The 25,954-nt window shown below is 57.7% G+C and carries 26 protein-coding genes and 1 riboswitch; of the genes, 20 read left to right on the top strand and 6 right to left on the bottom strand.

Translation table 11 applies throughout. The features are described from left to right. Window positions 1-65: 65 nt before the first annotated feature. From AC0V60_RS00455 to AC0V60_RS00540, 18 genes are all read left to right on the top strand, one after another. On the top strand, window positions 66-1,085 hold the full coding sequence (locus AC0V60_RS00455; RefSeq protein ID WP_486176596.1) for an ArsR/SmtB family transcription factor: 1,020 nt from the start codon (window positions 66-68) through the stop codon (window positions 1,083-1,085). A 4-nt stretch (window positions 1,086-1,089) separates the two neighbouring features. After that, window positions 1,090-2,016, top strand: a complete 927-nt coding sequence (metF, locus tag AC0V60_RS00460; protein ID WP_486176597.1) for a methylenetetrahydrofolate reductase — start codon at window positions 1,090-1,092, stop codon at window positions 2,014-2,016. Next, a complete protein-coding gene (locus AC0V60_RS00465; protein ID WP_486176598.1) occupies window positions 2,013-3,059 on the top strand; it encodes a homocysteine S-methyltransferase family protein in 1,047 nt (348 codons plus the stop codon). The genes metF and AC0V60_RS00465 overlap by 4 nt, the downstream gene beginning before the upstream one ends. Then, the gene (locus AC0V60_RS00470; RefSeq protein WP_486176599.1) at window positions 3,056-3,595 is read left to right on the top strand and encodes a GNAT family N-acetyltransferase; all 540 of its coding nucleotides are present in this window, start codon (window positions 3,056-3,058) and stop codon (window positions 3,593-3,595) included. Before AC0V60_RS00465 ends, AC0V60_RS00470 begins: the two co-directional genes overlap by 4 nt. Continuing rightward, a complete protein-coding gene (metH, locus tag AC0V60_RS00475; RefSeq protein ID WP_486176600.1) occupies window positions 3,592-6,234 on the top strand; it encodes a methionine synthase in 2,643 nt (880 codons plus the stop codon). Before AC0V60_RS00470 ends, metH begins: the two co-directional genes overlap by 4 nt. 246 nt (window positions 6,235-6,480) lie before the next feature. After that, on the top strand, window positions 6,481-6,903 hold the full coding sequence (locus AC0V60_RS00480) for a curli assembly protein CsgF (RefSeq protein ID WP_486176601.1): 423 nt from the start codon (window positions 6,481-6,483) through the stop codon (window positions 6,901-6,903). Next, window positions 6,903-7,868: a CsgG/HfaB family protein gene (locus AC0V60_RS00485; RefSeq protein WP_486176602.1), complete on the top strand. Its 966-nt coding sequence runs from the start codon at window positions 6,903-6,905 to the stop codon at window positions 7,866-7,868. Before AC0V60_RS00480 ends, AC0V60_RS00485 begins: the two co-directional genes overlap by 1 nt. Window positions 7,869-8,223: 355 nt before the next feature. Then, entirely contained in the window at window positions 8,224-9,972 is a 1,749-nt protein-coding gene (locus tag AC0V60_RS00490; RefSeq protein WP_486176603.1) for a hypothetical protein, read from the top strand. 11 nt (window positions 9,973-9,983) lie between these two features. Continuing rightward, window positions 9,984-10,289, top strand: coding sequence for a hypothetical protein (locus tag AC0V60_RS00495; RefSeq protein WP_486176604.1), 306 nt, complete (start codon window positions 9,984-9,986; stop codon window positions 10,287-10,289). Next, the gene (locus AC0V60_RS00500; RefSeq protein ID WP_486176605.1) at window positions 10,286-10,462 is read left to right on the top strand and encodes a hypothetical protein; all 177 of its coding nucleotides are present in this window, start codon (window positions 10,286-10,288) and stop codon (window positions 10,460-10,462) included. Before AC0V60_RS00495 ends, AC0V60_RS00500 begins: the two co-directional genes overlap by 4 nt. 174 nt (window positions 10,463-10,636) lie before the next feature. After that, window positions 10,637-11,257 carry a hypothetical protein gene (locus AC0V60_RS00505; RefSeq protein ID WP_486176606.1) on the top strand — a complete coding sequence of 207 codons (621 nt, stop codon included), beginning with the start codon at window positions 10,637-10,639 and terminating at the stop codon, window positions 11,255-11,257. Between the two features lie 25 nt (window positions 11,258-11,282). Continuing rightward, on the top strand, window positions 11,283-12,026 hold the full coding sequence (locus AC0V60_RS00510; RefSeq protein ID WP_486176607.1) for a hypothetical protein: 744 nt from the start codon (window positions 11,283-11,285) through the stop codon (window positions 12,024-12,026). 12 nt (window positions 12,027-12,038) lie between these two features. After that, window positions 12,039-12,404, top strand: a complete 366-nt coding sequence (gene csgH, locus AC0V60_RS00515; protein ID WP_486176608.1) for a curli-like amyloid fiber formation chaperone CsgH — start codon at window positions 12,039-12,041, stop codon at window positions 12,402-12,404. A 140-nt stretch (window positions 12,405-12,544) separates the two neighbouring features. Then, a riboswitch (glycine riboswitch) is annotated at window positions 12,545-12,642 on the top strand. A gap of 169 nt (window positions 12,643-12,811) precedes the next feature. Further along, the gene (gene gcvT / locus AC0V60_RS00520) at window positions 12,812-13,963 is read left to right on the top strand and encodes a glycine cleavage system aminomethyltransferase GcvT (RefSeq protein ID WP_486176609.1); all 1,152 of its coding nucleotides are present in this window, start codon (window positions 12,812-12,814) and stop codon (window positions 13,961-13,963) included. Between the two features lie 3 nt (window positions 13,964-13,966). Beyond that, complete coding sequence (gene gcvH / locus AC0V60_RS00525; RefSeq protein WP_486176610.1) at window positions 13,967-14,338, top strand: glycine cleavage system protein GcvH; 372 nt, start codon at window positions 13,967-13,969, stop codon at window positions 14,336-14,338. A gap of 32 nt (window positions 14,339-14,370) precedes the next feature. Then, complete coding sequence (gene gcvPA / locus AC0V60_RS00530; protein WP_486176611.1) at window positions 14,371-15,747, top strand: aminomethyl-transferring glycine dehydrogenase subunit GcvPA; 1,377 nt, start codon at window positions 14,371-14,373, stop codon at window positions 15,745-15,747. After that, the gene (gcvPB, locus tag AC0V60_RS00535; RefSeq protein ID WP_486176612.1) at window positions 15,744-17,324 is read left to right on the top strand and encodes an aminomethyl-transferring glycine dehydrogenase subunit GcvPB; all 1,581 of its coding nucleotides are present in this window, start codon (window positions 15,744-15,746) and stop codon (window positions 17,322-17,324) included. The genes gcvPA and gcvPB overlap by 4 nt, the downstream gene beginning before the upstream one ends. Before the next feature lie 24 nt (window positions 17,325-17,348). Next, window positions 17,349-18,404, top strand: a complete 1,056-nt coding sequence (locus AC0V60_RS00540; RefSeq protein ID WP_486176613.1) for a DUF6624 domain-containing protein — start codon at window positions 17,349-17,351, stop codon at window positions 18,402-18,404. Here the strand turns inward: AC0V60_RS00540 and AC0V60_RS00545 are convergent. Beyond that, window positions 18,401-19,684 (bottom strand): lipopolysaccharide biosynthesis protein, encoded by a 1,284-nt coding sequence (locus AC0V60_RS00545; RefSeq protein ID WP_486176614.1) that lies wholly within the window; start codon window positions 19,682-19,684, stop codon window positions 18,401-18,403. The two genes, AC0V60_RS00540 and AC0V60_RS00545, sit on opposite strands and share 4 nt — an antisense overlap. Window positions 19,685-19,824: 140 nt before the next feature. On the opposite strand from AC0V60_RS00545, the gene AC0V60_RS00550 reads away from it, so the two are divergent. Next, a complete protein-coding gene (locus AC0V60_RS00550) occupies window positions 19,825-20,634 on the top strand; it encodes an Nmad3 family putative nucleotide modification protein (protein ID WP_486176615.1) in 810 nt (269 codons plus the stop codon). A gap of 5 nt (window positions 20,635-20,639) precedes the next feature. Here the strand turns inward: AC0V60_RS00550 and mmsB are convergent, their stop codons facing one another. From mmsB to AC0V60_RS00575, 5 genes are all read right to left on the bottom strand, one after another. Continuing rightward, the gene (mmsB, locus tag AC0V60_RS00555) at window positions 20,640-21,512 is read right to left on the bottom strand and encodes a 3-hydroxyisobutyrate dehydrogenase (RefSeq protein WP_486176616.1); all 873 of its coding nucleotides are present in this window, start codon (window positions 21,510-21,512) and stop codon (window positions 20,640-20,642) included. Between the two features lie 255 nt (window positions 21,513-21,767). Continuing rightward, a complete protein-coding gene (locus AC0V60_RS00560; protein WP_486176617.1) occupies window positions 21,768-22,562 on the bottom strand; it encodes an enoyl-CoA hydratase-related protein in 795 nt (264 codons plus the stop codon). A 63-nt stretch (window positions 22,563-22,625) separates the two neighbouring features. Then, on the bottom strand, window positions 22,626-23,684 hold the full coding sequence (locus AC0V60_RS00565; RefSeq protein ID WP_486176618.1) for an enoyl-CoA hydratase/isomerase family protein: 1,059 nt from the start codon (window positions 23,682-23,684) through the stop codon (window positions 22,626-22,628). A gap of 5 nt (window positions 23,685-23,689) precedes the next feature. Further along, window positions 23,690-24,097 carry a VOC family protein gene (locus AC0V60_RS00570; RefSeq protein ID WP_486176619.1) on the bottom strand — a complete coding sequence of 136 codons (408 nt, stop codon included), beginning with the start codon at window positions 24,095-24,097 and terminating at the stop codon, window positions 23,690-23,692. 119 nt (window positions 24,098-24,216) lie between these two features. Beyond that, window positions 24,217-25,362 carry an acyl-CoA dehydrogenase family protein gene (locus tag AC0V60_RS00575; protein ID WP_486176620.1) on the bottom strand — a complete coding sequence of 382 codons (1,146 nt, stop codon included), beginning with the start codon at window positions 25,360-25,362 and terminating at the stop codon, window positions 24,217-24,219. A 130-nt stretch (window positions 25,363-25,492) separates the two neighbouring features. Between AC0V60_RS00575 and AC0V60_RS00580 the strand changes: the two genes are divergently transcribed. Then, window positions 25,493-25,945: a hypothetical protein gene (locus AC0V60_RS00580; RefSeq protein ID WP_486176621.1), complete on the top strand. Its 453-nt coding sequence runs from the start codon at window positions 25,493-25,495 to the stop codon at window positions 25,943-25,945. The last annotated feature ends 9 nt before the right edge of the window (window positions 25,946-25,954 follow it).

Raw genomic sequence — 25,954 nt, forward strand, 5'->3', positions numbered from 1 at the left:
TACATACGTTCAATTCTCGGAGCGCATTTACACATATAAAAATATCTTTATATGAGGCCCAAACCATGGTTATCGACGCACTCTTTAAAGCTCTGGCGGATCCCACGCGGCTGCGCATTGCGCGGCTGCTTTCCGCGATGGAGCTTGCTGTGGGGGAGCTTGCGCAGGTTCTGGGCCAAAGCCAGCCGCGCGTCTCGCGCCATGTGGGCATTTTGTGTGACGCAGGCATTGCTGAACGGCGGCGCGAGGGGAGCTGGGTTTTCCTGCGCTCTGTCAGCGGCGAGCAGGCAGGGCCTGTGCATGCGGCGCTTGAACGATTGCTGGCCACCGCTGAGGCGGAGAATGCCGAATTTGCGCGCGTGTGCGCCGATGATCGGCGAAAGCTTGCCGCCATTCGCCAATCGCGTGAGGCCAATGCCGAAGAGTATTTTGCAGCCCACGCCAACGAATGGGACGAACTGCGCGCACTCCATACACCGGAGGCCGAGGTCGAAGAGCAATTGCTGGGGGCGCTCAGCGGCGCAGACCTGGGCACGGTGCTTGATATTGGCACGGGCACGGGGCGGATGGCCGAACTGTTTGAACCCCACGCTATGAGCATTAAAGCGCTCGACAAAAACGTCGAGATGCTGCGCGTTGCGCGGGCGAAATTGCAGCACTTGCCCGCAGGTAAGATCGACCTGGTTCAAGGCGATTTTGGCGATTTGCCGTTTCCTGCAGCCACGTTTGATACGGTGCTGCTCCATCAGGTTCTCCATTTTGCGCAAGACCCCGCAATGCCGCTGGCCGAAGCGGCGCGCGTGACGAAAACCGGCGGCCGGATCGCGATTATCGATTTTGCGAGCCACAATAATGAAGACCTGCGCGACCGGCATCAGCACGCGCGTTTGGGCTTTGCCGATAATCAGATGGAAACGCTCCTTCGCGCCGCTGGATTTGAACCTGCCCGCCCCCACGCATTGGATGGCGGGGAACTGGTGGTCAAAATCTGGATTGGGACACGCAAGGGCGCGGTAAGCGCAGATCCCGAAAACGCCTCATCGCAGAACACTTCTTCACCCCCTCTGCCCCGCAAAGAAGCCTAGCACTATGACCCCGACCCTCAACCAACTGCACGAGGCGCGCACCGCTCTGGATAGCCCGCTGTTTTCCGATCTTCCCGGCGATATCGACATCAGTTTCGAGTTCTTCCCGCCCAAGACGGAAAAGATGGCGGAGACGCTTCAGGCAAGCGTTGAGACTTTGCAGCCATTGGGGCCGCGCTTTGTCTCAGTGACGTATGGCGCAGGTGGCACCACGCGGGAGCGCACCCATGCTGAGGTCGTGCGGGTGCAGACCGAGACCAACATCCCCGCCGCAGCGCACCTCACCTGTGTTAATGCGACCAAGGATGAAGTGAACGCGGTTGCGCGCCACTATTGGGAAAGCGGCATTCGGCACATTGTGGCGCTGCGCGGCGATGCGCCAGATGGCGGGGCCTACACGCCTCATCCGGGCGGTTATGCCAATGCGGTGGAGCTGATCGCGGGCCTTAAAGAGGTTGCCGATTTTGAGATTTCGGTCGCGGCCTACCCAGAAGTTCACCCCGACAGCCCCGATGCGCAGACCGATATCGCCAATTTGAAGGCCAAATTTGACGCAGGCGCAGACCGCGCGATTACGCAGTTCTTCTTTGATCCTGAATGCTTCTTCCGCTTCCGCGATGAGGCGGCGTCAGCTGGCATTGATGCAGAGATTGTGCCGGGTGTCATGCCGGTAATGAGCTTTGCCGCCGTCCAGCGGATGAGCGGGCTTTGCGGGACGGCTATCCCAAGCTGGATGCAGGGGCTGTTCGAAGGCCTCGATGAACGCCCCGCCGCGCGCCAATTGGTGAGCGCGACGATTGCCGCTGAACTGTGCCGCAAGCTTTATGCAGGCGGGGTGCGCCAGTTCCACTTCTACACGCTCAATCGGGCAGAGCTGTCTTATGCGATCTGCCATATGCTCGGCAAACGGCCAACCGGAGACGCCTCATGAATGCGCGCACGAAACTTGAAGCCGCCGCGAGCGAACGGGTGCTGATTTTTGACGGCGCGTTTGGGACGCAAATTCAGAACCGCAAGCTGACCGAAGAAGATTATGCGGGCGAGCTTGGTCTTGGCGCGGATCAAAAGGGCAATAACGATATCCTCGCGCTGACCCGGCCCGATGTGATCTCCGATATCACGCGCGCGTATCTTGATGCGGGCTCTGACGTTGTTTCGACCAACACATTCAGTGCCAACCGCATTTCGCAAGCCGACTATGCCGCCGAAGATCAGGTGGCGGCGATCAACATCGCCTCTGGCAAAATCGCGCGCGCTTTGGCGGACGAGTATGAGGCGAAGGATGGGAAGCCCCGCTTTGTGGCTGGCGCAATCGGGCCGACCAATAAGACACTTTCCCTGTCGCCCGACGTGGAAGACCCCGGCTACCGCGAGATCGACTTTGATGAGCTGACCGCCGTTTATAAAGAACAGGCCGCCGCGCTGATCGAAGGGGGATGCGATTTCATATTGATCGAGACGGTGTTCGACACGCTCAATGCCAAGGCCGGGATCATGGCGGTGAAGCAGTTGGAGGCGGATCTGGGCCGTGAAGTGCCGGTGATGATCTCGATGACGCTCACCGATTTGTCGGGCCGCAATTTGTCGGGCCATACGGTGGAGGCATTCTGGTACGCTGTGCGCCATGCAAAGCCGATCACCATTGGTCTTAATTGCAGCTTTGGCGCAGACCAATTGCGCCCGCATGTGCAATCGCTCTCCGGCCTCGCGGACACGCTGATCATGGCCTATCCCAATGCAGGGCTTCCCAATGAGCTGGGCGAATATGACGAGATGCCCGATACCACCGCTGGCCTTGTGAAGCAGTGGGCCGAGGGCGGTCAGGTTAATATTCTGGGCGGATGCTGCGGGTCGTCGCCTGCGCATATTCAGGCGATTGCCGAGGCGGTCAAAGGCCTGTCCCCGCGCAAAATTCCGACACCGGAAACAGCGATGCGCCTGTCGGGTCTTGAAGCTTTCACCTTTGCGGCATGAGTGTACCCCACGCCGATGGAATTACAGTGCGCGAAGCGGGCGTTGAGGATGCAGAGCGGCTGTCGCTCGTGTCTGATGCGACCTTCCTTGAGACGTTTGCGCATGAAATTCCGGGTGAGGCGATGCTTGCCCATTGCCGCGAAAAACACGCGCCCGCGTTCCTGGCGAGCCTCATCGAAAGCGGTGCGCGCGCTTGGCTGGCTGAGATTGATGGGTCACCCATCGGCTATGCGATGCTGATCCCTTCGCCTGAACTTGATGCAGCGCAAGATGGTGATGTGGAGCTTAAGAAAATCTACGTGCTCTCCCGCTTTCAGGGCACTGGGACGGCGCAGCGCCTGTTCGCTGAAGTACTTTCTGCAGCACAGGGCAACAAGCGCCTGCTCCTCGGCGTCAAAGACGACAACCACCGCGCCATTTCATTCTACAAACGCCAAGGCTTCGAAATCATCGGCACCCGCCAATTCAATGTTGGCGGCAAACTTTACGACGACTTCGTCTTTGCCCGCACCCTCTGTTTGGAAACCACCACATGACCGGCCCATCTGCCACGAATTTTATCAATATCGGTGAGCGCACCAATGTGACCGGGTCTGCTCGGTTTAAAAAGCTCATCATGGCGGATGATTACGCCGCCGCAGTGGAGGTCGCTCGCCAGCAGGTGGAGAACGGCGCGCAGGTGATCGACGTCAATATGGACGAAGGGCTGCTCGATGCGAAACACGCGATGACGACCTTCCTCAAATTGATCGCAGCTGAGCCCGATATTGCGCGCGTGCCGATCATGATTGATTCGTCCAAATGGGACGTGATCGAGGCAGGGCTCAAATGCGTTTCGGGCAAACCCATCGTCAACTCGATCAGTATGAAAGAGGGCGAGGAGCAATTCCTCGAACAGGCGCGGCTGTGCATGGATTACGGCGCCGCCGTCGTCGTCATGGCGTTTGACGAAGAAGGGCAGGCCGACACCAAGGACCGCAAGGTCGAGATTTGCAAACGCGCCTATGACCTTCTGGTCGGGATCGGTTTTCCGCCCGAGGACATCATCTTTGACCCCAACGTCTTCGCGGTTGCGACCGGGATTGAAGACCACGACCGCTATGGCCTCGATTTCATCGAGGCGGTGAAGGAAATCAAAGAGCTTTGCCCGCATGTGAAGACCAGCGGAGGGCTTTCCAACCTTTCCTTCTCGTTCCGCGGCAATGAAACCGTGCGCCGCGCGATGCACTCGGTCTTTCTCTATCACGCAATCCCGGCCGGGTTTGACATGGCCATCGTCAATGCAGGGCAATTGGATGTCTATGATACCATCGACCCGGTCTTACGCGAGGCTTGCGAAGACGTAATCCTGATGCGCGAGGTCGAAGGCGAGGAAACCGCGACCGAGCGGCTGATCAACCTTGCCGAAAGTTTCAAGGGTAAAAGCAAGGAAGACGACAAGCAGGCGGCCGAATGGCGCGGCTGGGAAGTGTCCAAACGCCTCGAACACGCGCTTGTCAAAGGGATTGATGCGCACATCGTCGATGACACGGAAATCATGCGCCAAGAGATTTTCGACGCTGGCGGACGCCCGATCGAGGTGATCGAAGGGCCATTGATGGACGGCATGAATGTCGTTGGCGACCTGTTTGGTTCGGGCAAAATGTTCCTGCCCCAAGTGGTCAAATCCGCGCGCGTGATGAAGAAGGCTGTCGCCCATCTCATCCCCTTTATCGAAGAGGAAAAGCTGCTGCTGCCAGAGGCCGAGCGCACCTCCAAAGGCACGATCATCATGGCCACCGTCAAAGGCGATGTGCACGATATCGGCAAGAATATTGTGGGCGTGGTGTTGCAGTGCAATGGCTATGAAGTCGTCGACCTTGGCGTCATGGTCCCGTGGCAAGATATTCTCAAAGCCGCGAACGAGCACAAGGCCGATATGATCGGGCTTTCGGGCCTCATTACTCCGTCACTGGACGAGATGGTGACGGTTGCCGAAGAGATGCAGGCCGCTGAGATGAGCATGCCGCTGCTGATTGGCGGCGCGACCACCAGCCGGGTGCACACCGCGCTTCGAATTGATCCGGCCTATGATGGCCCTGTCATCCACGTGCTGGACGCAAGCCGTGCGGTCGGCGTTGCCTCCAAACTGCTGTCCGACACATTGCGCGACGGCTTTGTTGAGGAAACCGCTGAGGAATACGAAAAGGTCCGCGTCGCGCGTGCTGGCAAAAGCGAGAAAGCGCTCCTACCCATTAAAGAAGCGCGCGGTAATTTCTACGATGCGTTTCTCTCCGACAAACCTGCGCCCCCGCTTAAACCCGGTGATCATCTGTTTGAAGAATGGCCGCTCGAAGACCTCATCGAGATCTTCGACTGGACCCCGTTCTTTAGGGCTTGGGAACTGCACGGCGTCTACCCGCGCATTCTAGAGGATGAAGTGGTGGGCGAGGCCGCGCGTAATCTCAAAGCTGATGCGGATGCGATGCTTGAGCAGATTGTTGCAGAGAAGTGGCTCACCGCCAAAGCGGTTGTGGGTCTGTGGCCGTGTGCCCGTGCGCATGATTGCCGCGATGATGTGATGATCCATATGAGCGCGGACAACCACATCCGCATGCCGTTTTTGCGTCAACAGGTCATCAAGAGCCGCGACCGCGCCAATATGTGCCTTGCCGACTTCATCGACCCCGCAGGCGATTGGATGGGCGGCTTTGTCGTCGGCATCCACGGGATCGAACCCCACATCGCCCGCTTCCGCGCCGATAAGGACGATTATTCCGACATCCTCCTTAAGGCGCTGGCGGACCGGTTTGCAGAGGCCATGGCCGAGCGCCTTCACCAGCATGTGCGCACCGACCTGTGGGGCTATGCACCCGGAGAGCAGCTCGACAACCAAGCTCTCATTAAAGAGCAATATCGCGGCATTCGCCCCGCGCCCGGATATCCAGCGGTGCCGGATCATTCGTTGAAACCGATTCTGTTCGACATGCTGGATGCAGAGGCTGAAATCGGCGTTTCGTTAACCGAAAGCTTTGCAATGTTGCCCACCGCTGCTGTCAGCGGGCTTTATTTTGGGCACCCCGAATCGCAATATTTTGGGGTCGCCAAGATCGGGCGCGACCAGCTTGAAGACTATGCCAAACGCCGCGATGTTGACGTAGCAACGGCTGAACGCTGGCTCAGACCTAACCTCTAAGGCTCTGGCGTTTCGGCACAAAGTGTGTCGATTTGCACAGACCGGTGAATTGGTCCGCGCATATACGGCAACTTGATAACGGTGAGGCGGGTGAGTGACCCATTACAATACAGCATAGCCAAAGCGCACCGCGCCGCCTGTTTAGGCGTTACAAAATGAATCGACACAAGTGCTAAGATACGCAATAAACGAAGTGTTAAAGTTGCTGAGGGTTAGGACTATCCAATGGGTAGAGGGGGTTATAATATGATTCGCATGCTTGCGGCTGCCTTGATGGTAGGGGGTGCCGCGGCCGCCTCACCTGTGATGGCTCAGGATTTGGTGCACACACCGATCAGCCCCACATTTGGCGGAAACCCTTTTAATTCGAACCATATTCTGGGAACCGCTAACGCTCAGAACAACACAACTGATCCTGATGCTACGGATCGTACCGATCAATCGAGCATCTTTGCGCGTCAGCTCGAATCACGGCTTCTTTCCGCTCTTTCGTCTCAGATTGTTGATGCAATCTTTGGCGATAATCCGGAGGAACAAGGAACAATCACCTTTGGCGGGCAGACGATTGAGTTTTTCCGCAGCCTCGATGAGGTGACGCTTATAATCCGCGATGATGATTCCGGTGAAGAAACCCGTATCGTCATTCCTCTGTTTCTTGAGGTTAATTGATGCGGTCTTTCGTGAAGCTCGGGCTGGCTGGCCTGGCGGCTCTTTCTATGAGCGGCTGTGCGACAATTGGCCAGGATGGAAGGGATTTCCTTCCTGAAACGACTAGCCTTGCGTACTTCCCGAAGAAGACGCAGACGCAAAACCTGCTTCATCAACTTCCTGCTCCTCAGCGGCAAGTGGCAATCGCAGTTTATGGGTTCAGTGATCAGACAGGCCAGTTTCGCCCTTCGAACACCGGACAAACGCTTAGCCGTGCGGTAACGCAAGGGGCTGGCTCTATTCTGGTGAAGGCTTTGCAAGATGCAGGCAATCGCCAGTGGTTCACTGTTGTTGAGCGTGAGCGTCTCGATAACCTTCTGAAAGAACGTCAGATTATTGGTGAGATGCGCAAGCGTTATCTGGGTGAGAGCGAAGTTGATCCCAACGCTTTGCCGGCGCTTTTGTTTGCCGGCGTCCTGCTTGAAGGCGGGATCATCGGCTATGACAGCAATACGGTCACCGGCGGCGCAGGGGCGGCGTTTTTGGGCATTGGTGCGCGCACTGAATATCGTCAGGACACTGTGACGGTGTATTTGCGCGCTGTATCGGTTCGCACCGGTGAAGTTCTGACCAATGTTCAGGCGTCAAAAACCATTGCGAGCCAGGCGATCGGTGCAAGCGCATTTCGCTTTGTTGCCTTCCGCGAACTTCTTGAGGCTGAGACGGGAATTACATCCAACGAGCCTGATCAGGTCGCTTTACAGCAAGCGATTGAAAAAGCGGTGTATGGGCTGGTCCTTGAAGGAGTGGACCTGGGGCTTTGGCGGTTTGCAGATTCTGCTGCGGCAGAGGCTCTTGTGAGCACTTACCGAGCAGAGCGTGACGGGATTTATGACGCGGATGACGTGCAGGATGCGGTGGAGCGGGCGGGCTCGCTGACCGCGTTGACTGTGGTTGACCGCGATGATGAAGGCGAAGGTTCATAGGCAGTGGTTTTAGGGCGCGCTGCGTGCCCTGGCAGATTTGGTTCTAAAGAGTCTCTGTTTGAAAGAGCGGATGGCGCAATTTGGGGGATTATAAAGGGGGGATTTTAAGGGTGCACTGCGTGCGTCGTATGACGTCGTAGATTCTCGTTACAGCTAGCTGCGTTATTCAACGCAATAGTTGCGAGCTCGCAAAGCAATCACAAATCAAAGGTTTGCCTGCTGCCTGTTCCAAGATGGAACGCGTAACAGACAGAGGGAGCGGAATGTTGTCCGTTTCCTTTAAGCAGAGCACAGAACTCTGCAAATTGAGCGGTACGTCGCAAATGTTAAAACTTCCTAAAGGGGGAATTAAGTAATGAAAAATTCAATTCTTATGGGTGCATCAGTCCTGGCACTTGCCATGGCCGCACCGGCCGCGGCCAATCAAGCCACGGTCAACCAGAACGGCACAGCAAATGACGGTACGGTCGAGCAGACCGACAGCGTCGAAGGTGTCGCTACGATCAACCAAGGTGCTACAGAAGCGGGCTTCGATGCGGAAAACAGCGACGCACTGATCACACAGCGTGATACGCCGCCTACATCCACCAACTTCTCTGTGCCTACCAATGAGGCAACCATCAATCAGACTGGTCTCGACATGAATGCCGAGATCGATCAGACGAATGCAGACGGTGTCAGCGAGACAAATACTGCGACGATCAACCAGGCTTCCGACGGCGCGTTTCTTGCCTCAACCGGACGTTCGCAGGAAGCATTGATCATGCAAGACGGTGAAGGCAACGACGCGACCGTAAGCCAAGGCGTCACAAACGCATTCCCACCGGCGAACCGTAGCGGTCAGGAAGCGACAGTCACGCAGCTTGGTAACGGCAACTTCGCTGACGTTGAGCAGCGCGGCAATCTCGGGCTTGGCCTTGTCGTCCAGACCGGCGACGGCAACAGCGCATCTGTCAGCCAACCTGGCCTCGGAAACATCGCGGACGTTTTCCAAACTGGAAACGGCAACCGTGCTGATTCGACTCAAAGTGGTAATAACAACGACCTGATCGTAACCCAGACTGGTGATTTCAACGAAAGCGATATCTCACAGGACGGCAGCACCAACGGTTCGCTTGCCACTGTCACCCAGACCGGCATGAACAACACGTCGAACATTGCGCAAGGCGATAGCCTTATCCCGCCACGCGGTTCGAATGAAGCGGAAGTCGAGCAGGACGGCACTGGCAACTCCAGTGACATCTTCCAAACCGGTGATGAAGCTAATAACTTCGCGTTTGTTCAGCAAGTTGGCGACAGCCACACCAGCTCGGTCTCGCAAACTGGTAGCGACAACATTGCTGAGATTGACGAGCAAGGCTCAGCTGGTGGCGGTACGTCAGGCAACGACAGCATCGTCTTCCAAAGCGGAGATCGCAACCTTGCTGATATTGATCAGGACGGCAGCGATAACACCAGCTTTGTCGATCAATCTGGTAACGATAACACCGCGTTGGTGATGGACCAAAACGGCGACAATAACACCAGCGCGATCACGCAGACTGGCGATTTGAACTTCGCGACTATCGACAATCAGGATGGCGACAACAACTCCAGCTTTATCATCCAAGATGGTACGTCCGATCAGGCTTTCGTCAATCAAGATGGTAGCGGCAACGCCACTGACATTTTCCAGGAAGCTGGCGGCGAGAATAACTTCGCTGAGGTCGACCAGAGCGGCGATAGCAACGAATCGACCATTGCACAGGGACCCAACACATTTGTTGGTGAGCTTGGCCCAAGCGACGACAATCAGGCCTTCGTCGATCAGATCGGTAATGGCAATTCCAGCCTTATCGACCAAGGTGGTACTTCTGGCAGCAACGGCAATCTTGCCCAAGTTGCTCAGAGCGGTGACAACAATACGAGCTTCGTGGAGCAAGGCTTTGATGACCTTGGCTTGAACAACATTGCTCTCGTGACCCAAGACAGCAACGGCAACCTCAGCACGGTTTCTCAAACCGGCGACGGCAACCTTGCTACGGTCACACAGGCCGCCTCTGATAACAACATTTCGACTGTTACTCAGGCTGGCTTCAACAACACCGCGACGGTGAACCAGTAGGCGAAAACCGGTTGGAAGAGGGGCCTTCGGGTCCCTCTTCTTGCTACTGGATCTTTGTTTCGACACCTGCCGACTGTGTAGGAGACACGGGCAATTGCAGTGTTGTCGACTCGATCAGCACAGCCAACCCGGGAACCGGTGATCAAACGACTGGCACTGGCGATGTCTCTGATGTCTTTCAGGATGACGAAAATCATACCGCCGCTGTTACGCAGGGTGCTGACGGCAATATTTCGAGCGCGGATCAAGCAAACATCGGTGCAACGCCCGTTGGTACAACGCAATTGCATTGCAAGATGGCAGCGCTGAATCAGTGATCAGCCAATCATCTTCGGGCGACCATGCAAACGGCATCAGCGCTGATGTTCATCAACCTGGCGCATGCGCTTGTGATGTTGCTCAGTTTTCAACCGGCAATGACAGCGCGCTTGTCACCCAGACGGGTAACGGCTCTTTGATCGCAGACAAAGCGGCACGGGCAGCTCAATGAGCGTCACGCGGTAGGTCTGCTATCACCGCCTCTCAGCAGGCGGCGGTGTCTGGAGGCGCAAGTTGTGTCAACGCGCCAGTCATGTCCGGTTCTAACGGGCTGAAGAAATGAGTGCGGTAAGGATGCGGGCCTAAGCGTCTCGCCAACACTGCCAAAATACGTTAGGAAAGAGCTATGAAACGCATTCGCTTAAGAACCGGCCTGACGCTCGCTGGGCTCACAGCTGCGCTTACGGCAGGGCCGCTTTCCGCTCAAACGCAGGTAACTGCGCCCGGTACTGGGCCTTTTGACGGTGTTTTTGTCGAGCAAATCGGCGATGGCAACGCGGCGACTTTCAATCAGTCAAACAGCGAGCAAAGCGCAGAGCTTGTTCAGGATGGTAATGACAACACCGCCGATGTGACTCAGGACGGCGACGGCGATCACCTTGCCCGGGTCGATCAAACCGGTGATACCAACATCACCGGTGTATCCCAGTCAGGCAACGCGCAGAGCGTCGCTCTCATCGCTCAGACGGGCAGTGCAAACACCGCGCTTCTTTCACAGAACGCGACTGGCGTTGAAGCCTCTGGCGCAGCGATCACGCAAACCGGTTCGGGCAATCTTGCAACGCTTGTTCAAGACGGCTCTGACAATCGGGCGATTATGACGCAGACCGGTGACAACAACACCATGACCGCATCGCAAATCGGTGATGGCAATGCGATAGAGTGGACGCAAACGGGCAATGGCCTCACCGACATCGAAGTGGTGCAGACCGGCGGCGCGGCCGCGATTATCACGCAAAGCAATTGAGGCTACGGGTGACAAGGGAGCTGTGATGAAAAGCACGCGCGCAATGGCGACAAGCTTGGCTCTTACAGGGGGCCTGCTCGCACACGGCATTGTTGTTGCTCAGGACGATCCTCGAGATGTTCCGCGCGATGAAAGCGCCTTTGTCGAGCAAGCGCCCGATGATGCTTCCTCGAAAGTTTATTTACCTGACGAGATTACCCCGCAAAGCGTAGCGGCCGCCCGCGCGAAAGCAGCAGGTCAGCAGCAAATCGGCGCCAGCGGCAACGAGCCCGCCACGCCCGTATCGCAAGTATCTGTGCAAGGCGGTCCAAACGACGTGGCACAATTGTCGCAAGGTGCGTCATCGGCCGCTCTAGCCCAATTAAGCGAGGCTGAGCGCCGTGTGCTGCTTGATGCGGTTGAAGGCACAGATATGTGCGAGCGTGGCAGCACTATACCTGCGCTTCAGGCAATATGCGAAAGACGAATTGAAACGCGCTCTGAAGAATTTTCTAGTAACCGCGCCGGTTCCGCCGAAGACAGCCTTCTGGGGAGCAGCCTTGACGCTGGCCGTGCGGCGACGCTCGAGGCGGCGATAAAGCGTCTGGCGAGTGTGGATGCCAATCCAAGCAGTTTTGACAATCAGGTTGTCGCATCTGTCGCGCTCAACAGACAGGCGCCAACCGGCGCACAGGTGACCGCAGCAGAAGGCGACCCGGCTGCTGATCTTTCGCCAGAAACGCAGGGGATCGTAAATGCTATCGTCCAGCAATTGGGCGGCGGCAATTAAAGGTTCTTTATCATGGCCCACAGACTTGCAAAATTCGCTTTATTCGCGCCCGCTCTTGCAGCGGCAGCAGGCTGTAGCGCGGTGAGCGCGTCAAATGACACGCGCGCCTTAACCCTGAACGTGGTTGAGGATGAAGGCGGAGTGGAGATCGAAATCGTAGCGAACTCGCCTGTAACGCAGCAGGTTGAATTCACCGCCGAACTTACCGGCACATCCAATTCGCGCCATAAGAGCAGCTCAAGCGTTGCAGCCGGCGACCGTCAGGTGCTTTCGCGCCTTAAAATGTCGACCAGTGAAAGCTGGTGCGCGAAGGTCGATGTGAGCGAGGCAAGCGGGGCGAAATACACGCTCACCGCCGGTGACTGCGGACTTCTTTAATTTCCCAGCCCCGTCAAACATTGTGAATTGTGCGCGCGCACCGCAGGTTTCGCACAATTAATTCATGCGAGCGCAAATAGCGCGATTGACGCGCCTCTTCGCATCCGCAACATGGGTGATGCCTGCCGGAAGTGATTCTGGCGTCTTTCGCGGGAGAGACTTGGTTTCTGAAAGGGAGCCCGGCGCCGAAGGAGCAACCGCCCCGGAAACTCTCAGGCAAACGGACCGCGAATTGGCATAGGCACTCTGGAAAGCGTGAGGCGCGGATGTATTGTCTGCGTGCCTTACCACCGAAGGGGAAGGCGGAGCTTTCTTGGCCCGCTAAGCTCTCAGGTTGACCCGACAGAGGGGGCAGGAACGACGCTGTGTTTGAGGCGTTTCTTGACCTGTCTTCGGGGACTAATATTTTGAGCGACGAACCAATTGAAGAAGCGATTGCCCCAGAGGCATTAGAAACGCGCACGCTCCCGCTTGATGCTTGGCATCGTGAGCGTGGTGGCCGGATGGTGGCGTTTGCTGGCTATGAGATGCCGATCCAGTATGAGGGTATCGTTGCTGAGCATGAATGGACGCGGTCGTCTGCGAGCCTCTTTGATGTGAGCCATATGGGGCAGCTTGCGTTCCGCTCGCCCGAGGATGATCCTGAGCTTGCCGCACGTGAGCTTGAAAAACTGCTTCCCGGGCTCATTACTTCATTGAAGCCGAACAAAATGCGCTACTCCATGCTTCTGACCGAAGAGGGCGGAGTGATTGATGATCTGATGGTCACCAACGCAGGCCCCCATCTCACTATGGTGGTGAACGGCGCGTGCAAATGGGATGACATCGGCCACCTTCGCGAACATCTCGCGGATGAAGTGACGATGACCCATTATGACGACTTCGCTCTGCTTGCTCTGCAAGGGCCCAAGGCTGGCGAAGTTCTGGAAGAATTGGTTCCGGGGACGGGCGCGCTGACCTTTATGACGGCGGATCTGTTCGAATATGACGGCGGCCACATCTGGGTGAGCCGTGCTGGATATACCGGCGAAGACGGATTTGAGATTTCGGTACACGAAGGCTCGGTTCAGAAACTCGCCGACGCGCTTGTTGCCGATGACCGGGTTAAGCCCGCTGGCCTTGGCGCGCGCGATAGCTTGAGGCTGGAGGCAGGCCTCCCTCTATATGGACATGACCTGACGCTCGACACCGATCCCGTGAGCGCCGATCTCACCTTTGCGCTGTCAAAGAAGCGCCGCGAGGGTGGGGGGTATCTTGGCCACGGCCCGGTGATGAAAGCCTTCACCGATGGGCCCACCACCAAGCGCGTTGGTCTCAAAATCGAAGGCCGCATGCCTGCACGCGAAGGCGCCGAAGTCTTTGCTGGCGAAACTAAAGTTGGCACCGTCACCAGCGGTGGCTTCTCGCCCACTTTGGGTCAGCCCATCGCGATGGCCTATGTCGATGCCGCTTATGCCGAAGACGGCACGCAGCTCACCTGCAAAGTCCGCAGCCGCGCGCTGCCAGCAACCGTATCACCCATGCCTTTTGTGGCTCACAAATACTTCAGAGGGAACTGATCAATGCCGCGTTATTTCACCGATGAACATGAATGGATCGACGTCGAAGGCGAAAGCGCCACAGTCGGCATCACCGACTATGCGCAAGAGCAATTGGGCGACATCGTTTTTGTGGAATTGCCCGACGTGGGCACCATGCTCGACAAGGGCGGCGATGCAGCGGTTGTCGAGAGTGTAAAGGCGGCAAGCGACGTTTACGCGCCCATCAGCGGCGAAGTCACCGAGGGCAACAACACGCTCGAAGACGAGCCGGCTCTGGTCAACACTTCGCCGGAGGAAGACGGCTGGTTTTTCCGCATGACCATCGGCGACAAAAGCGAATTTGAAGGCTTGATGGACGGCAAAGCATACAAGGCCTTTGTCGACGCCCTCTAATTTCCCAACACCTCTCCCGTCAGGAAAACCCCATGCGTTACCTCCCCCTAACTGATACCGACCGCGGCGATATGCTCGCCAAGATTGGCGCGGATAACATCGACGATCTGTTCGTCGATGTGCCCGAAGTGGCGCGGCTTGATGGCCCCATTCGCGATCTGCCTATGCATGCAAGCGAAATGGCGGTTGAGCGCCATATGAAACGCCTTGCGGGCAAGAATACGGTAGCGGGGGATGTGCCGTTTTTCTTAGGTGCCGGAGCCTACCGCCACCACGTTCCAGCATCGGTCGACACGGTGATCCAGCGCGGGGAATTCCTGACCGCCTACACACCGTATCAACCTGAGATTGCGCAAGGCACGCTGCAAATGCTGTTTGAATTTCAAACGCAAGTGGCAAACCTTTACGGCTGTGCGGTCGCCAATGCTTCGCTTTACGATGGTTCGACCGCGTGCTGGGAAGCAGTCGCCATGGCGACGCGTGTGACAAAGAAAAACCGTGCGGTGCTCTCCGGCGCGCTTCACCCGCATTATTCGCAAGTCGTCAAAACCATGGCGCAGTTCACCGGCGATGTGATCGCGGACAGCGCGCCCGCTATTCAGGCAGAGCCCGATTTGGAAGGCCTTACCTCGCGTATAGACGAAGAGACGGCCTGCGTTGTGGTGCAATATCCCGATATCCTCGGGCGGATTAGCGACCTCTCCGCCGTGGCCGAAGCAGCCCACGCAAAGGGTGCTTTGCTGGTGGTGGTGAACACCGAGCCAGTCGCTTTAGGTGCGATCAAATCACCCGGCGAAATGGGCGCGGATATTGTCGTGGGTGAGGGCCAGTCGATCGGCGTTGGCCTGCAATTTGGCGGGCCGTATTTGGGCCTCTTCGCGGTTCGCAATCCCAAGCATGTGCGCCAGATGCCTGGACGCCTTTGCGGAGAGACTGTGGATGCGGAAGGAAAGCGCGGCTTTGTCCTGACGCTTTCGACGCGCGAACAGCATATCCGACGCGAGAAGGCGACGTCTAACATCTGCACCAACTCAGGGCTGTGTGCGCTCGCATTCAGCGTTCACATGACGCTGCTGGGTGAGAAAGGTCTGCGCGAGCTGGCGGCGGAAAATCACCGCCTTGCCTGCATCGCAGCGGACCGTTTGGCAAAGGTGCCGGGCGTGACCCTCCTTAACAACGCATTCTTTAATGAGTTCACGATCATGCTCGATGGAAAGCCAGCGCGCGAAGTCGTGCGCGAACTTGCGGATCGCGATGTGCTGGGCGGGGTGTCGCTTGGACGGCTTTATCCGGGGGTTGAACGGCTGAAACAGGCGCTGCTTGTGGCCGTCACTGAAACGACGACCGAAGACGACATCGAGACGCTCGCCACCGAGCTTGAAGCCATCGTCAAGGAGGCCGGACAATGAACGCTCCCAACAAATCAGGATGGAAGCCCCACATGGAAGTTGCAGACAGCAGCGGCGAAAGCGTCACCACAACGGGCAACCGCGCTCTGATGCTCGAAGAACCGCTGCTGTTTGAAATCGGCAAGGCAGAGACCACTGGCGTCGATTTGCCTCCGGTTGACCCATCCGCCACCACCCGCCTTGGCGGTCTGACCCGCGAGGAACCCATTGGCCTCGTCGGCCTGACCGAGCCTGAAACCGTGCGCCATTACACGCGCCTCAGCCGTCAAAACTACGGCATTGATCTTGGCTTCTTCCCGCTGGGTTCCTGCACGATGAAGCACAACCCGCGTCTGAACGAGAAGATGGCGCGTCTGCCCGGCTTTGCCGATGTGCACCCATTGCAACCGGTTTCCACCGTCCAAGGCGCGCTCGAAGTTGTGAATGAGCTTGCTCACTGGCTTATCGACCTCACCGGTATGAACTCGGTCGCGATGAGCCCCAAAGCGGGCGCGCATGGCGAGCTCTGCGGTATCCTGTGCATCCGCGCTGCTCTCGAAGCACGAGGTGATGCACGCGAAGTCGTGCTGGTCCCCGAAAGCGCGCACGGCACCAACCCTGCGACGGCTGCCTTTGCCAATTACCGGGTCGAAAATATTCCAGCGACCCCTGCGGGCCGGGTGGATTTGGAGGCGCTAAAAGCGCGCCTTGGCCCCGATGTCGCAGCGGTGATGATCACCAACCCGAACACCTGCGGCCTTTTCGAACCTGACCTGCGCGAAATCAGCGATGCGGTCCATGCTGCGGGCGGTTTCGTCTATTGCGACGGGGCCAACTTCAACGCCATCGTTGGCAAAGTGCGCCCTGGCGATCTTGGCGTTGATGCGATGCATATCAATTTGCACAAAACCTTCTCCACCCCGCACGGCGGAGGCGGTCCGGGCTCTGGCCCCGTGGTCCTTTCCGAAGCGCTCGCGCCATTCATGCCGCTGCCCTACACAGCGCGCACGAAAGACGGCGTGGTGCACCTCATCGAAGAAGAGAAAGCGGATGAGTTCGCACGCGAACACTTTGGCAGGGAGCTTTCCAATTTTGGCCGCATGACCGCATTCCATGGGCAAATGGGCATGTTTACGCGGGCGCTCACCTATATGCTCAGCCACGGCGCTGACGGCCTGAAACAGGTCGCCGAAGACGCGGTGCTCAATGCGAACTACATCCTGCGCAGCCTCGAAGACGTGCTCCACGCACCTTTCGCAGACAGCGGTCCTTGCATGCACGAGGCGCTGTTTGGCGATAAGGATTTTGGGGGCGGCCTTACCACGCTCGACTTAGCCAAAGGCATGATCGACGAAGGCTTCCACCCGATGACGGTGTACTTCCCGCTGGTGGTCCACGGCGCCATGCTGGTTGAGCCAACCGAGACTGAGAGCAAGGCGTCGATTGACCAGTTCATCACATCCTTCCGCTCACTGGCAGAGCGCGCGGTGGCGGGTGATGAGACCCTCAAGCAAGCGCCATACTATGCGCCTCGCAGAAGGCTTGATGAGACGGCTGCGGCGCGTAAGCCGAAGCTCAAGTGGGAAGCGGAAGACTGACCGCGTGATGGACGAGGTTTACGCATGAGGATCGTCTCGCTTGCAGTCATTGGGGTAGCTTTGGCAGCGTTTGCGCTACCAGTTCTTGCCAGCCCAGTTCCTGCAGAAGCTACGCCGGCCCAGCGGGAAACTGACTACCCCGAACCGCCGCCGATCATCGCCGAGCGGATCAAGGGAGATCGGTTCGAGCATGGCAATTTCGAGTATTTGGAGGGTGCTTTCGCCGAAAGCCCGCCAGATTACCAAGCCGCTGTGATGGAGATGTATAAATGGCTCGACCAATGCGAGGCTGAAGGCAAGGCGCGTCTTACCAGCGAGCTAGCGGAGCTGGGACTTTCGCTTCATGGCGAACAGATCCGCGCAATGGCCAATATCTGTGGGCAGGTGATACGCCGCGAACAATTCGAAGATTTTATCAATCCCAGGGAGCTGGAAAACGCCGCGCGCGGAGCACGGCTGGTGCTCAACACTTTGATCGAAACTATTGCCCGCGCCGAGAAACGCACCGAGCCAAACTCCGAGGATGATCTGGGAAGCGTCCTCCATCATCGTACCTTGCGTGAGCAGATGCTCAGGCACGCTTTTCGCTGGGGGTGGCAGCAGGTTAGTGATCCCAACTTGCCGCAATTGACCGAGCCCGAACGCACAGTTTTTCTAGCGCTGATCAACTCTGAAACCCTGCGCGTCGACCACCAAAATACCGAGTGGCTCAAAGCGCTGGTTACCAAGCAAGGTTGGCCAACAATCTCGCAAGTCGGAGAGCGCGGGGCTAACGCTGCTTGGCTGCTCGTTCAGCATGCTGATATGGACCCTGCCTTCCAATATCGCGCGCTGAAACTGATGGAGCCGCTTGTTGCTGAAGGCGAGGTCTCCAAGCGTAATTTTGCATTTCTCTATGATCGCATCATGCTCAAATTGAGTGGGGAACAGCGGTTTGGCACACAGGTCATATGTGAAAACGGCGAGAGAATTGCACGGCCACTCGAGGAACCTGAACGACTTGATGAACTGAGGGCGGAAATGGATCTCAACCCTTTTGCCGAATACTTGGAGCTCTTTAGTTCTCCCTGCCCAGCCTAATCCGGCGCCTTCTCAGGCTCAACCTCAATCCGGATTTCGGCAAGGTTCAAAATCGCCACATAGAACCCAATCACCGCAAGCGCGCTCGCTCCCAGTACGGTGAAAGCCGCGCCCAAAGCGCCGTTCCAGCCAATCGCCAGGTTCAAGAGCCCAAACCCTAAAAGCGTCGGCACGGCGCGCACTAAGAATGCAGTGCCCGCTCGTCCTGCCGAGACCAGCAGCGATTCGAGGCTCGCCCCCACCAACTCAACCGCGCCGGCAATCGAAAGGATGACCAGAGCCCAGTAAAACCCGCGTCCTCTAAACTCCGCGCCCGCGATCAAATCAAGGCCCAGCCGTCCGAATACAACCGCCACCAAAACTGCTAGCACCCCGCCGATCAGCGCCACGTTCGCCATCCGCCGTGCAATGACGAGCGCATCCTGTTTGGCATGCACAAGCTCGGGAAGGATCGCTTTCGAGATCGCTTGGGCAAGGGCAACAAGCGCCTGACCCAATTGGCTAGCGACCCGGAAACCGCCCAGCAGTGCCGCTCCGCCAAATGCGCCGACAAGCAGCAGCGTGATCTGCTTGCCTGCGATGTTGAGGCTCCCCGACATATTGGTCGACCAAACAAAACGCCATGCGTCCTTGTGGCGTGCAGGAATACGCGTCAGGCTGATAGCGCTGAGGTCGATGCGTTCATTGCGCGCTGCTGCAAACCATAAGGCAACCGAAACCGCAAATTCTGAGGCCGCATAGGCGAGGATGAAACCGGTCACGGTAGGCATGTACACCCATGCTGCGACTGCCCCTAAAGTCCTAACCACCGGCTGAACCGCTTCGGCGATTGTCGCTGTTGCGTACTTAAATCGCAGCCTTAACAGACCCAAAGGCGTGGTGCGGATCGAAAGCAGCGAGATCACGCAATAGGCAAAGGTCAGCGGCAAAAGCTCTTCTGGCAAAGGCAGCCATAAGGGAGCGCTCCACACCAGGCCGGCTGCAAAGATAAGGCCCATCGCAACCGATAAGAGATCAAGCGCGATGGCAAATCCTGTTGCCTCGCTTGCAGCGGTCCCATCGCCATTGGTGCCATTTGCGCCCCACCGAATGATAAACTGCCATGTTTGGAAATTGGCGATGCCAGTCACGACAAGGCCAATCGCGGCAATCGCGGCGAAATGCCCGAACATCTCAAGGCCCAGCGTCCGTGTCGCAAGCGCAAGGTACACTATGCTGAGCACGGCATTGATCCCGCGCCCACCAAGCAGCCAGCCAATATTGGTAAAAAGACGCTGCATGAGCGTGAGTAGCTTTTGCTTCCTTCCCTAGGGGCGCAAGGCTGCGACCCGTCGTTCGTGGCAGCGCATAGCAACTAAAACGCAGGTTGGGAGAACAATTTGTCGCACTTAATGACATCAATGGCTAAGCCGCGTTGCCAATGCGCATCATTTTTTCACGCAAGGGGTTCGATTCCAGCTCGGGTGGAGGGCCATCCCCCATCGTGAATAGCGCGCCGGTAACGCTGCCTATTCCGGCGGGTGCGGCAAGCAAGACGACTTACGGTGATCTGGGGCTGGGCGAACTGGTATCGAGGGCGAGCCGGGGTAGGCTGGGCGCGGATGATCTGTGCCACCACGATCCTATGTTTCTGCCCAATGGAACCTGCGCCTTTGGCCAATGCGGAGCGGCGCAAACCCATTTGGAGCGGCAGGGCGTGGGAATTGGTGATGTCTTCTTATTTTTTGGGCTCTTTGCAGAGGAAGAGACGGGCGAAGCGCACCACCGCATCTTTGCTTATCTGCGAGCCGAAGAAAGGGTGCCTTTGGCGGGCGGCGCGCCGCAAGAGCTTGTGAAGCTTGCCCACCCCCATGCTCTCGCCATGCATCATTCCAATGACGTGGTCTGGCGCGGGGAAGGGCGCGTGGCTACCCGCGCGAGCAAGGCTTTGAGGCTCACTGTGCCAAATGGACCGCCCAGCCTTTGGGAGCGTCCAGAGTGGCTTAAGCGCGGCGGGCTTTCCTACCACGATAGGCCCGAGCGATGGCTGCGGGGCGGACGTTTGCAAAGCGTTGCGCGCGGGCAGGAGTTTGTGGCGGATATTGGCCGGCGCAAGGAGCCACGCGATTGGCTTGAAGGAATGATTGCGGAGATAGGGGGAGCCCAATCGTCATTGCAAGCCGCGAAGCGGCGCGGCAATCCAGAGCTTTCTGGCAGTCCGCTCTGGATTGCTTCGCTTCGCTCGCAATGACGAGTTTAGACGTAGGTCTTGATAATCGCCGAGAAATCGAGCGCTTCATTGCCGGCCCCCAAGAAATCCTCATAAAGCGCCGCCGCCCGCGCGCCCATTGGGACCGCAGAATCCGATGTCTCAGCCGCTTCCATCGCAAGCCGCAAGTCCTTCACCATCAAAGGCGTTGCAAAGCCGCCCGCGTAAGCGTTATCCGCGGGGCTCTCGACCCCGACACCGGGTAGCGGTGTGTAGGCGTTCAATGACCAATTGTAGCCGGAACTTTGCGAGCTGATCTCGTAAAACTTCTGCGGATCGAGGCCGAGCTTCTCCGCCATTTTCATGGCCTCTGCGGTGCCGATCATGGTGATAGCGAGCAGCATATTGTTGCAGATCTTGGCCGTCTGGCCTGCGCCTGCATCGCCTGCGTGGATCACCGCTTTGCCCATGGTATCGAGGATCGGCTCAGCGCGCGCGAAAGCCTCACCGCTTCCGCCCACCATAAAGGTGAGCGTCCCGCCATTGGCCGCTGCGATCCCGCCTGAGACAGGCGCATCGACCATATCATAGCCTTGCGAAGTGGCGGTCTCGATCACCGATTTGGCGGTGGCGACATCAATTGTGGAGCAATCGAGCAGCACTACGCCCTCGGGCGCGTGGCCGAACACTTCGTTTTCATAGAGGCCTTTGACGATCGCGCCATTGGGGAGCATCGAGACAACCGCCTCGACGCCTTCGCAGGCCTTTTTGGCGCTATCAAAGGTGGTGCACCCGGCACCGCGCGCAGCTTCCAAAGCAGGCTGCGCCAAGTCAAAAGCGCGCACTTCGTGGCCAGCTTTCACAAGATTAGCGGCCATCCCGCCGCCCATATTGCCAAGTCCGATGAATGCGATTTTCATTTCACTCTCCCAGAAGCGAAAGGACCGCGACCCCACCCAGGATCAATAATGGTCCAAAAATAAGAAACAGAACTGGTTGCACGTAAGCCATCATCCGGTCCCAACGATTGAATGGCAGTGGTTCATCTTCGCCCGCAGCTTCGAGTGCCGCTGCCTCGATCAGGCTAATGCGCTCTTCTCTTCGGTGCCGCCATCCGACCACACCGAACCAAACGAAAAGCAGGCCACAGGCTAGTAAGCCCACACCCTTAAGGCTTACCTCCCCGTCCACTTACCCTCACGCTTCTCGATAAACGCGGCCATGCCTTCTGCCTTGTCCTCACTCGCGGTAAGGATTTGGAAGATGCGGCGTTCTATGATGAGGCCTTGGTCGAGCGTCATCTCAAACGCGGCGTTGACCATTTCCTTATTCGCAATCGCGGCCATGGGCGGCTTGGATGCAATGGTCGCAGCGCTCTTGAGCGCATCGGCCAGCAAATCTGCCTGAGGGACAACGCGCACCACAAGGTTAGCGCGTTCCGCTTCCTCTGCGCCCATCATGCGGCCTGTCAGGCACATTTCCATGGCCTTCGATTTGCCAATCGCCCGCGTGAGGCGCTGTGATCCGCCCATGCCGGGGGCCACGCCCAGATTGATCTCTGGCTGGCCGAATTTCGCATTGTCGCTGGCGATGATAAAGTCCGCCATCATCGCAAGCTCGCACCCGCCGCCAAGGGCAAAGCCATTAACCGCTGCGATCCATGGTTTGCGCGTAGTCTTCACCAGATGCGACGTCCATTTGGAGAAGAAATCGCCGAGGTAGAAATCAGCCGCTGGCTTATCCGACATCTCTTTGATGTCTGCGCCTGCTGCAAACGCTTTCTCGCCCGCGCCCGTCAACACCGCGCATTTCTGCGTGTCGTCGGCTTGGTAGGCGGCGAAGGCTTCGATCAGCTCTTCGAGCACAACCGACGACAGCGCATTCAATGCCTTTGGGCGGTTGAGGGTGATCAGCGTAACGCCTTGGTTGCCTTGGGCGTTGGTTTCGTGGGTGATGGTCTCAAAGGTCATGTTTTATCGTCACTCCGGCGTCGTTGTCTGGATCCCGGCCTTCGCCGGGATGACGGCTGCGTATTAAAGCGGCGTCCACTCCTCGCCTTCTGGCAGAGGCGCAAAGATGCTATCGAGCAGTTCTTCGCTCACGCCTTCGGGTGTGGCGGGGTCCCATTTGGGATCGTGGGTCTTGTCAACGATCACCGCGCGCACGCCTTCGGCAAAATCGGGCCGGGTTAGGACGCGGGCTCCAATGCGGTATTCCATGCGCATATTCTCGGCAAAATCGGTGAGCGCGGCGCTGGCGGCAAGCTGGCGCAGCGCCACTTTCAATGTCTGCGGGCTTTTGGTGCCCAGTGTATCGCGTTCCTTTTGGGCCCACTCATCGCCGTCCGCTGCTGCGGCCTCGAGGCTGGCGAGAATGTCTTCAAGCGTATCGGAGGCGAAGTGTTTGGCGATTTTGAGAGCATTGTCCTTCAACCGTGCAGGAGGAGGTGTCCCCACAGGTTCAGACAGTATGCCGGCAATCCTGTCGGGTTTTTCTGCGATGCGCGCCTTTAGGTCTTCGATCATCTCGCTTGGCACGTAATGCGTGGCGAGCCCTGCCCATAGGCATTCTTCGCCTTTCAGCCGCGCTCCGGTAAGGGCCAAGAACTGACCCAAACGCCCGCCAAGGCGCGACAAGAACCAGCCGCCGCCCACATCGGGAAAGAGGCCAATGCCGGTCTCCGGCATAGCAAAGCGGGTGTTTTCGGTTGCAACGCGGAATTTGGCAGGCTGAGAAATACCAACGCCGCCGCCCATAGTGACGCCGTCCATGAAGGCCACAACTGGCTTTCTATAAGTGAACATCTGATGGTTTAGCTGATACTCGTCGTGGAAGAACTTGCGCCCGGACAACCCTCCATCGTTGAGCGCCGAGTTGCGCAAAAAAGCGATATCGCCGCCTGCACAAAAGCCGCGGGAGCCCTCAGCATGGTCGATAATGACAGCGCGCACTTCGTCGTTATGTGCCCACTCGGTCAAAGCCGCGCTCACCGCTTGGCACATCTCAAGGGTGAGCGCATGCAGCGCCTTTGGGCGGTTGAGCGTGATGTGGCCAATCGGGCCGGTCACGCTGGTCAGAACTTGGTCGGTCATCTCTCTCAAACTTCTTTTGGTTCTATCAGGTCCCATTTGTTGCCGAAGGGATCGGCGAACACGGCCACTGTTGCATAAGGCTCGTGCCGGGGTTCATCCAAGAATGCCACCCCTGCCGCAACAAAACGTGCGTGGGTATCGGTAAAATTGGTGGTGTTGAGGAAAAAGGACACACGCCCGCCGGTTTGGTTGCCAATTGCGGCGGTTTGCGCCTCGTTTGCCGCCTGCGCGAGGAGAATGCGGCCACTCCCAGAATTTTTGGCACCGGGCCCTTCGATAACGACCCAGCGTTTTCCGCCGCCAAGGTCGGTGTCTTGGATGAGTGTGAAGCCGAGCGTGCCCGCATAGAAATCAATGCCGCTGTCATAGTCTGGCACCACAAGGGTGGCCATGGCAAAGGTCTCGGTGGTCATACTCTTAACCTCACAGTCATCCTGAACTCGTTTCAGGATAACAAAAGCGTTCTCGTGCCAAGATCAGGGGGTTATCCTGAAACAAGTTCAGGATGACGACTGAGGGTTTCAACACTTCCTCACTGCCGCAGCAAATCCCGGCCCACAACCATGCGCATAATCTGGTTCGTGCCCTCAAGGATCGAGTGAACACGCAGATCACGCCAGAAGCGCTCAATCGGGTAGTCCTGCAAATAGCCATAGCCGCCGTGGAGTTGCAGCGCGCGGTCTACGATGGAGCTGCCATTGTCGGTCGCAAGGCGCTTGGCCATAGCGGAGAAGCGAGACTTATCAGGCGCGTTCTCGGTCACTTTGCACGCGGCGAGGTAGAGGAGCGCGCGGGCGGCCTCTAGGTCGGTTGCCATATCGGCAAGGGTGAACTGCGTGTTCTGAAACTCGCTCACCGCTCTGCCGAATTGCGAGCGTTCACGCGTGTAGTTGATCGCCTCGTCCAAGCACCGCTGAGCGCCGCCAAGCGAGCACGCGCCAATGTTCAAACGCCCGCCATCAAGCCCCATCATGGCGATGCGGAAGCCTTCGCCTGTCCCCCCAACGACGTTCTCAACCGGCACGCGCACATCCTCGAGGATCAATTGCGCTGTGGGCTGTGAGTGCCAGCCCAGCTTCTTCTCATTCGCGCCGAACGATACGCCGGGCATGTCTTTGTCAATCACCATGCAGGTGATGCCCTTGGGACCGTCTTCACCGGTGCGCACCATGGCGACATAGACCTCGTTCGAGCCTGCGCCTGAAATAAACTGTTTGGTGCCGTTCAGCACGTAGTGATCGCCGTCCAGCTTCGCCGTGGTCTTAAGCGCCGCTGCATCCGAGCCCGATGAAGGTTCCGTCAGGCAATAGCTCGCGATTTTGTCCATGCCGATCAGGTCGGGCAGATACTTGTCCTTGACCGTCTGCGAACCGAACCGGTCGATCATCCAAGCGGCCATATTGTGGATTGAGATGAAAGCGCTGGTGGACGGACAGCCATAAGCCATCGCCTCCATGATCAGCGCCGCCTCAAGCCGCCCAAGCCCGATGCCGCCCGATTCCTCCGATACATAGATCGCGCCAAAGCCAAGCTCGGCGCTCTGTTTGATCGTATCAATGGGGAAGGTGTGCTTCTCATCCCATTCGCCTGCAAAAGGCGTAATGTTGTCGGCTGTGAAACGCTGCGCCATTTCCTGGATCGCGAGCTGGTCGTCGGTGAGTGAAAATTGTCCGGTCATAGCAGCACAGTTAGACCGTCCAAGCCAATGAGAAAAGACCTCAAAACACTGGGCTAATCTCGGGAACAATCCGCAAGGGCAGCGCGAAATTTTCTGTAACCAAACCGGGGTTTTATGCGTAATAAACATTATGTCATACGCAAATCCCACCGATCGCACCAACGATCGCGTCACGGACTCTAGGCGCCTCATCTGCGTCTACAACGCCGACACCGGCCTCATCGAGGCGCTTATGCACGCGGTTCACAAAGCGGTTCGCCCGCAGACCTATCCGTGCTCGCTTTGCGCGCTGACCTATGGCGCGGTGTCGATGCGAGGCGACTGGAAAGCGTTCTGGCAGGAGCTCGACGCCGAAGTGCTCTTCTACCACCGCGATGATTTCACAGCCGATTTTCCCAAGTTCGGCACAGGCGGCGATCAGGAAGTCGCATTGCCGGTTATCATGATTGACGAGGCGGATGCTGCCTTGCGCGTTCTGATCTCCAACGAAGAGCTTGACGCGATGGCCGATGTGAACGAGCTCATGGCGAGGGTGCAGTGCGCATTGGGCGTGTTTCCGGCGACCTTGCAGACGGCTGGGTAACCGGCGGGC

It is taken from the genome of Erythrobacter sp. S259 (assembly GCF_057364965.1).

What these genes read in the sequence shown, in the direction of transcription:
- AC0V60_RS00455 (WP_486176596.1), top strand. Translation starts at nt 66, where the DNA reads ATGGTTATCGACGCACTCTTTAAAGCTCTGGCGGATCCCACGCGGCTG.
- metF (WP_486176597.1), top strand. Translation starts at nt 1,090, where the DNA reads ATGACCCCGACCCTCAACCAACTGCACGAGGCGCGCACCGCTCTGGAT.
- AC0V60_RS00465 (WP_486176598.1), top strand. Translation starts at nt 2,013, where the DNA reads ATGAATGCGCGCACGAAACTTGAAGCCGCCGCGAGCGAACGGGTGCTG.
- AC0V60_RS00470 (WP_486176599.1), top strand. Translation starts at nt 3,056, where the DNA reads ATGAGTGTACCCCACGCCGATGGAATTACAGTGCGCGAAGCGGGCGTT.
- metH (WP_486176600.1), top strand. Translation starts at nt 3,592, where the DNA reads ATGACCGGCCCATCTGCCACGAATTTTATCAATATCGGTGAGCGCACC.
- AC0V60_RS00480 (WP_486176601.1), top strand. Translation starts at nt 6,481, where the DNA reads ATGATTCGCATGCTTGCGGCTGCCTTGATGGTAGGGGGTGCCGCGGCC.
- AC0V60_RS00485 (WP_486176602.1), top strand. Translation starts at nt 6,903, where the DNA reads ATGCGGTCTTTCGTGAAGCTCGGGCTGGCTGGCCTGGCGGCTCTTTCT.
- AC0V60_RS00490 (WP_486176603.1), top strand. Translation starts at nt 8,224, where the DNA reads ATGAAAAATTCAATTCTTATGGGTGCATCAGTCCTGGCACTTGCCATG.
- AC0V60_RS00505 (WP_486176606.1), top strand. Translation starts at nt 10,637, where the DNA reads ATGAAACGCATTCGCTTAAGAACCGGCCTGACGCTCGCTGGGCTCACA.
- AC0V60_RS00510 (WP_486176607.1), top strand. Translation starts at nt 11,283, where the DNA reads ATGAAAAGCACGCGCGCAATGGCGACAAGCTTGGCTCTTACAGGGGGC.
- csgH (WP_486176608.1), top strand. Translation starts at nt 12,039, where the DNA reads ATGGCCCACAGACTTGCAAAATTCGCTTTATTCGCGCCCGCTCTTGCA.
- gcvH (WP_486176610.1), top strand. Translation starts at nt 13,967, where the DNA reads ATGCCGCGTTATTTCACCGATGAACATGAATGGATCGACGTCGAAGGC.
- gcvPA (WP_486176611.1), top strand. Translation starts at nt 14,371, where the DNA reads ATGCGTTACCTCCCCCTAACTGATACCGACCGCGGCGATATGCTCGCC.
- gcvPB (WP_486176612.1), top strand. Translation starts at nt 15,744, where the DNA reads ATGAACGCTCCCAACAAATCAGGATGGAAGCCCCACATGGAAGTTGCA.
- AC0V60_RS00540 (WP_486176613.1), top strand. Translation starts at nt 17,349, where the DNA reads ATGAGGATCGTCTCGCTTGCAGTCATTGGGGTAGCTTTGGCAGCGTTT.
- AC0V60_RS00545 (WP_486176614.1), bottom strand. Translation starts at nt 19,684, where the DNA reads ATGCAGCGTCTTTTTACCAATATTGGCTGGCTGCTTGGTGGGCGCGGG.
- AC0V60_RS00550 (WP_486176615.1), top strand. Translation starts at nt 19,825, where the DNA reads ATGCGCATCATTTTTTCACGCAAGGGGTTCGATTCCAGCTCGGGTGGA.
- mmsB (WP_486176616.1), bottom strand. Translation starts at nt 21,512, where the DNA reads ATGAAAATCGCATTCATCGGACTTGGCAATATGGGCGGCGGGATGGCC.
- AC0V60_RS00560 (WP_486176617.1), bottom strand. Translation starts at nt 22,562, where the DNA reads ATGACCTTTGAGACCATCACCCACGAAACCAACGCCCAAGGCAACCAA.
- AC0V60_RS00565 (WP_486176618.1), bottom strand. Translation starts at nt 23,684, where the DNA reads ATGACCGACCAAGTTCTGACCAGCGTGACCGGCCCGATTGGCCACATC.
- AC0V60_RS00570 (WP_486176619.1), bottom strand. Translation starts at nt 24,097, where the DNA reads ATGACCACCGAGACCTTTGCCATGGCCACCCTTGTGGTGCCAGACTAT.
- AC0V60_RS00575 (WP_486176620.1), bottom strand. Translation starts at nt 25,362, where the DNA reads ATGACCGGACAATTTTCACTCACCGACGACCAGCTCGCGATCCAGGAA.
- AC0V60_RS00580 (WP_486176621.1), top strand. Translation starts at nt 25,493, where the DNA reads ATGTCATACGCAAATCCCACCGATCGCACCAACGATCGCGTCACGGAC.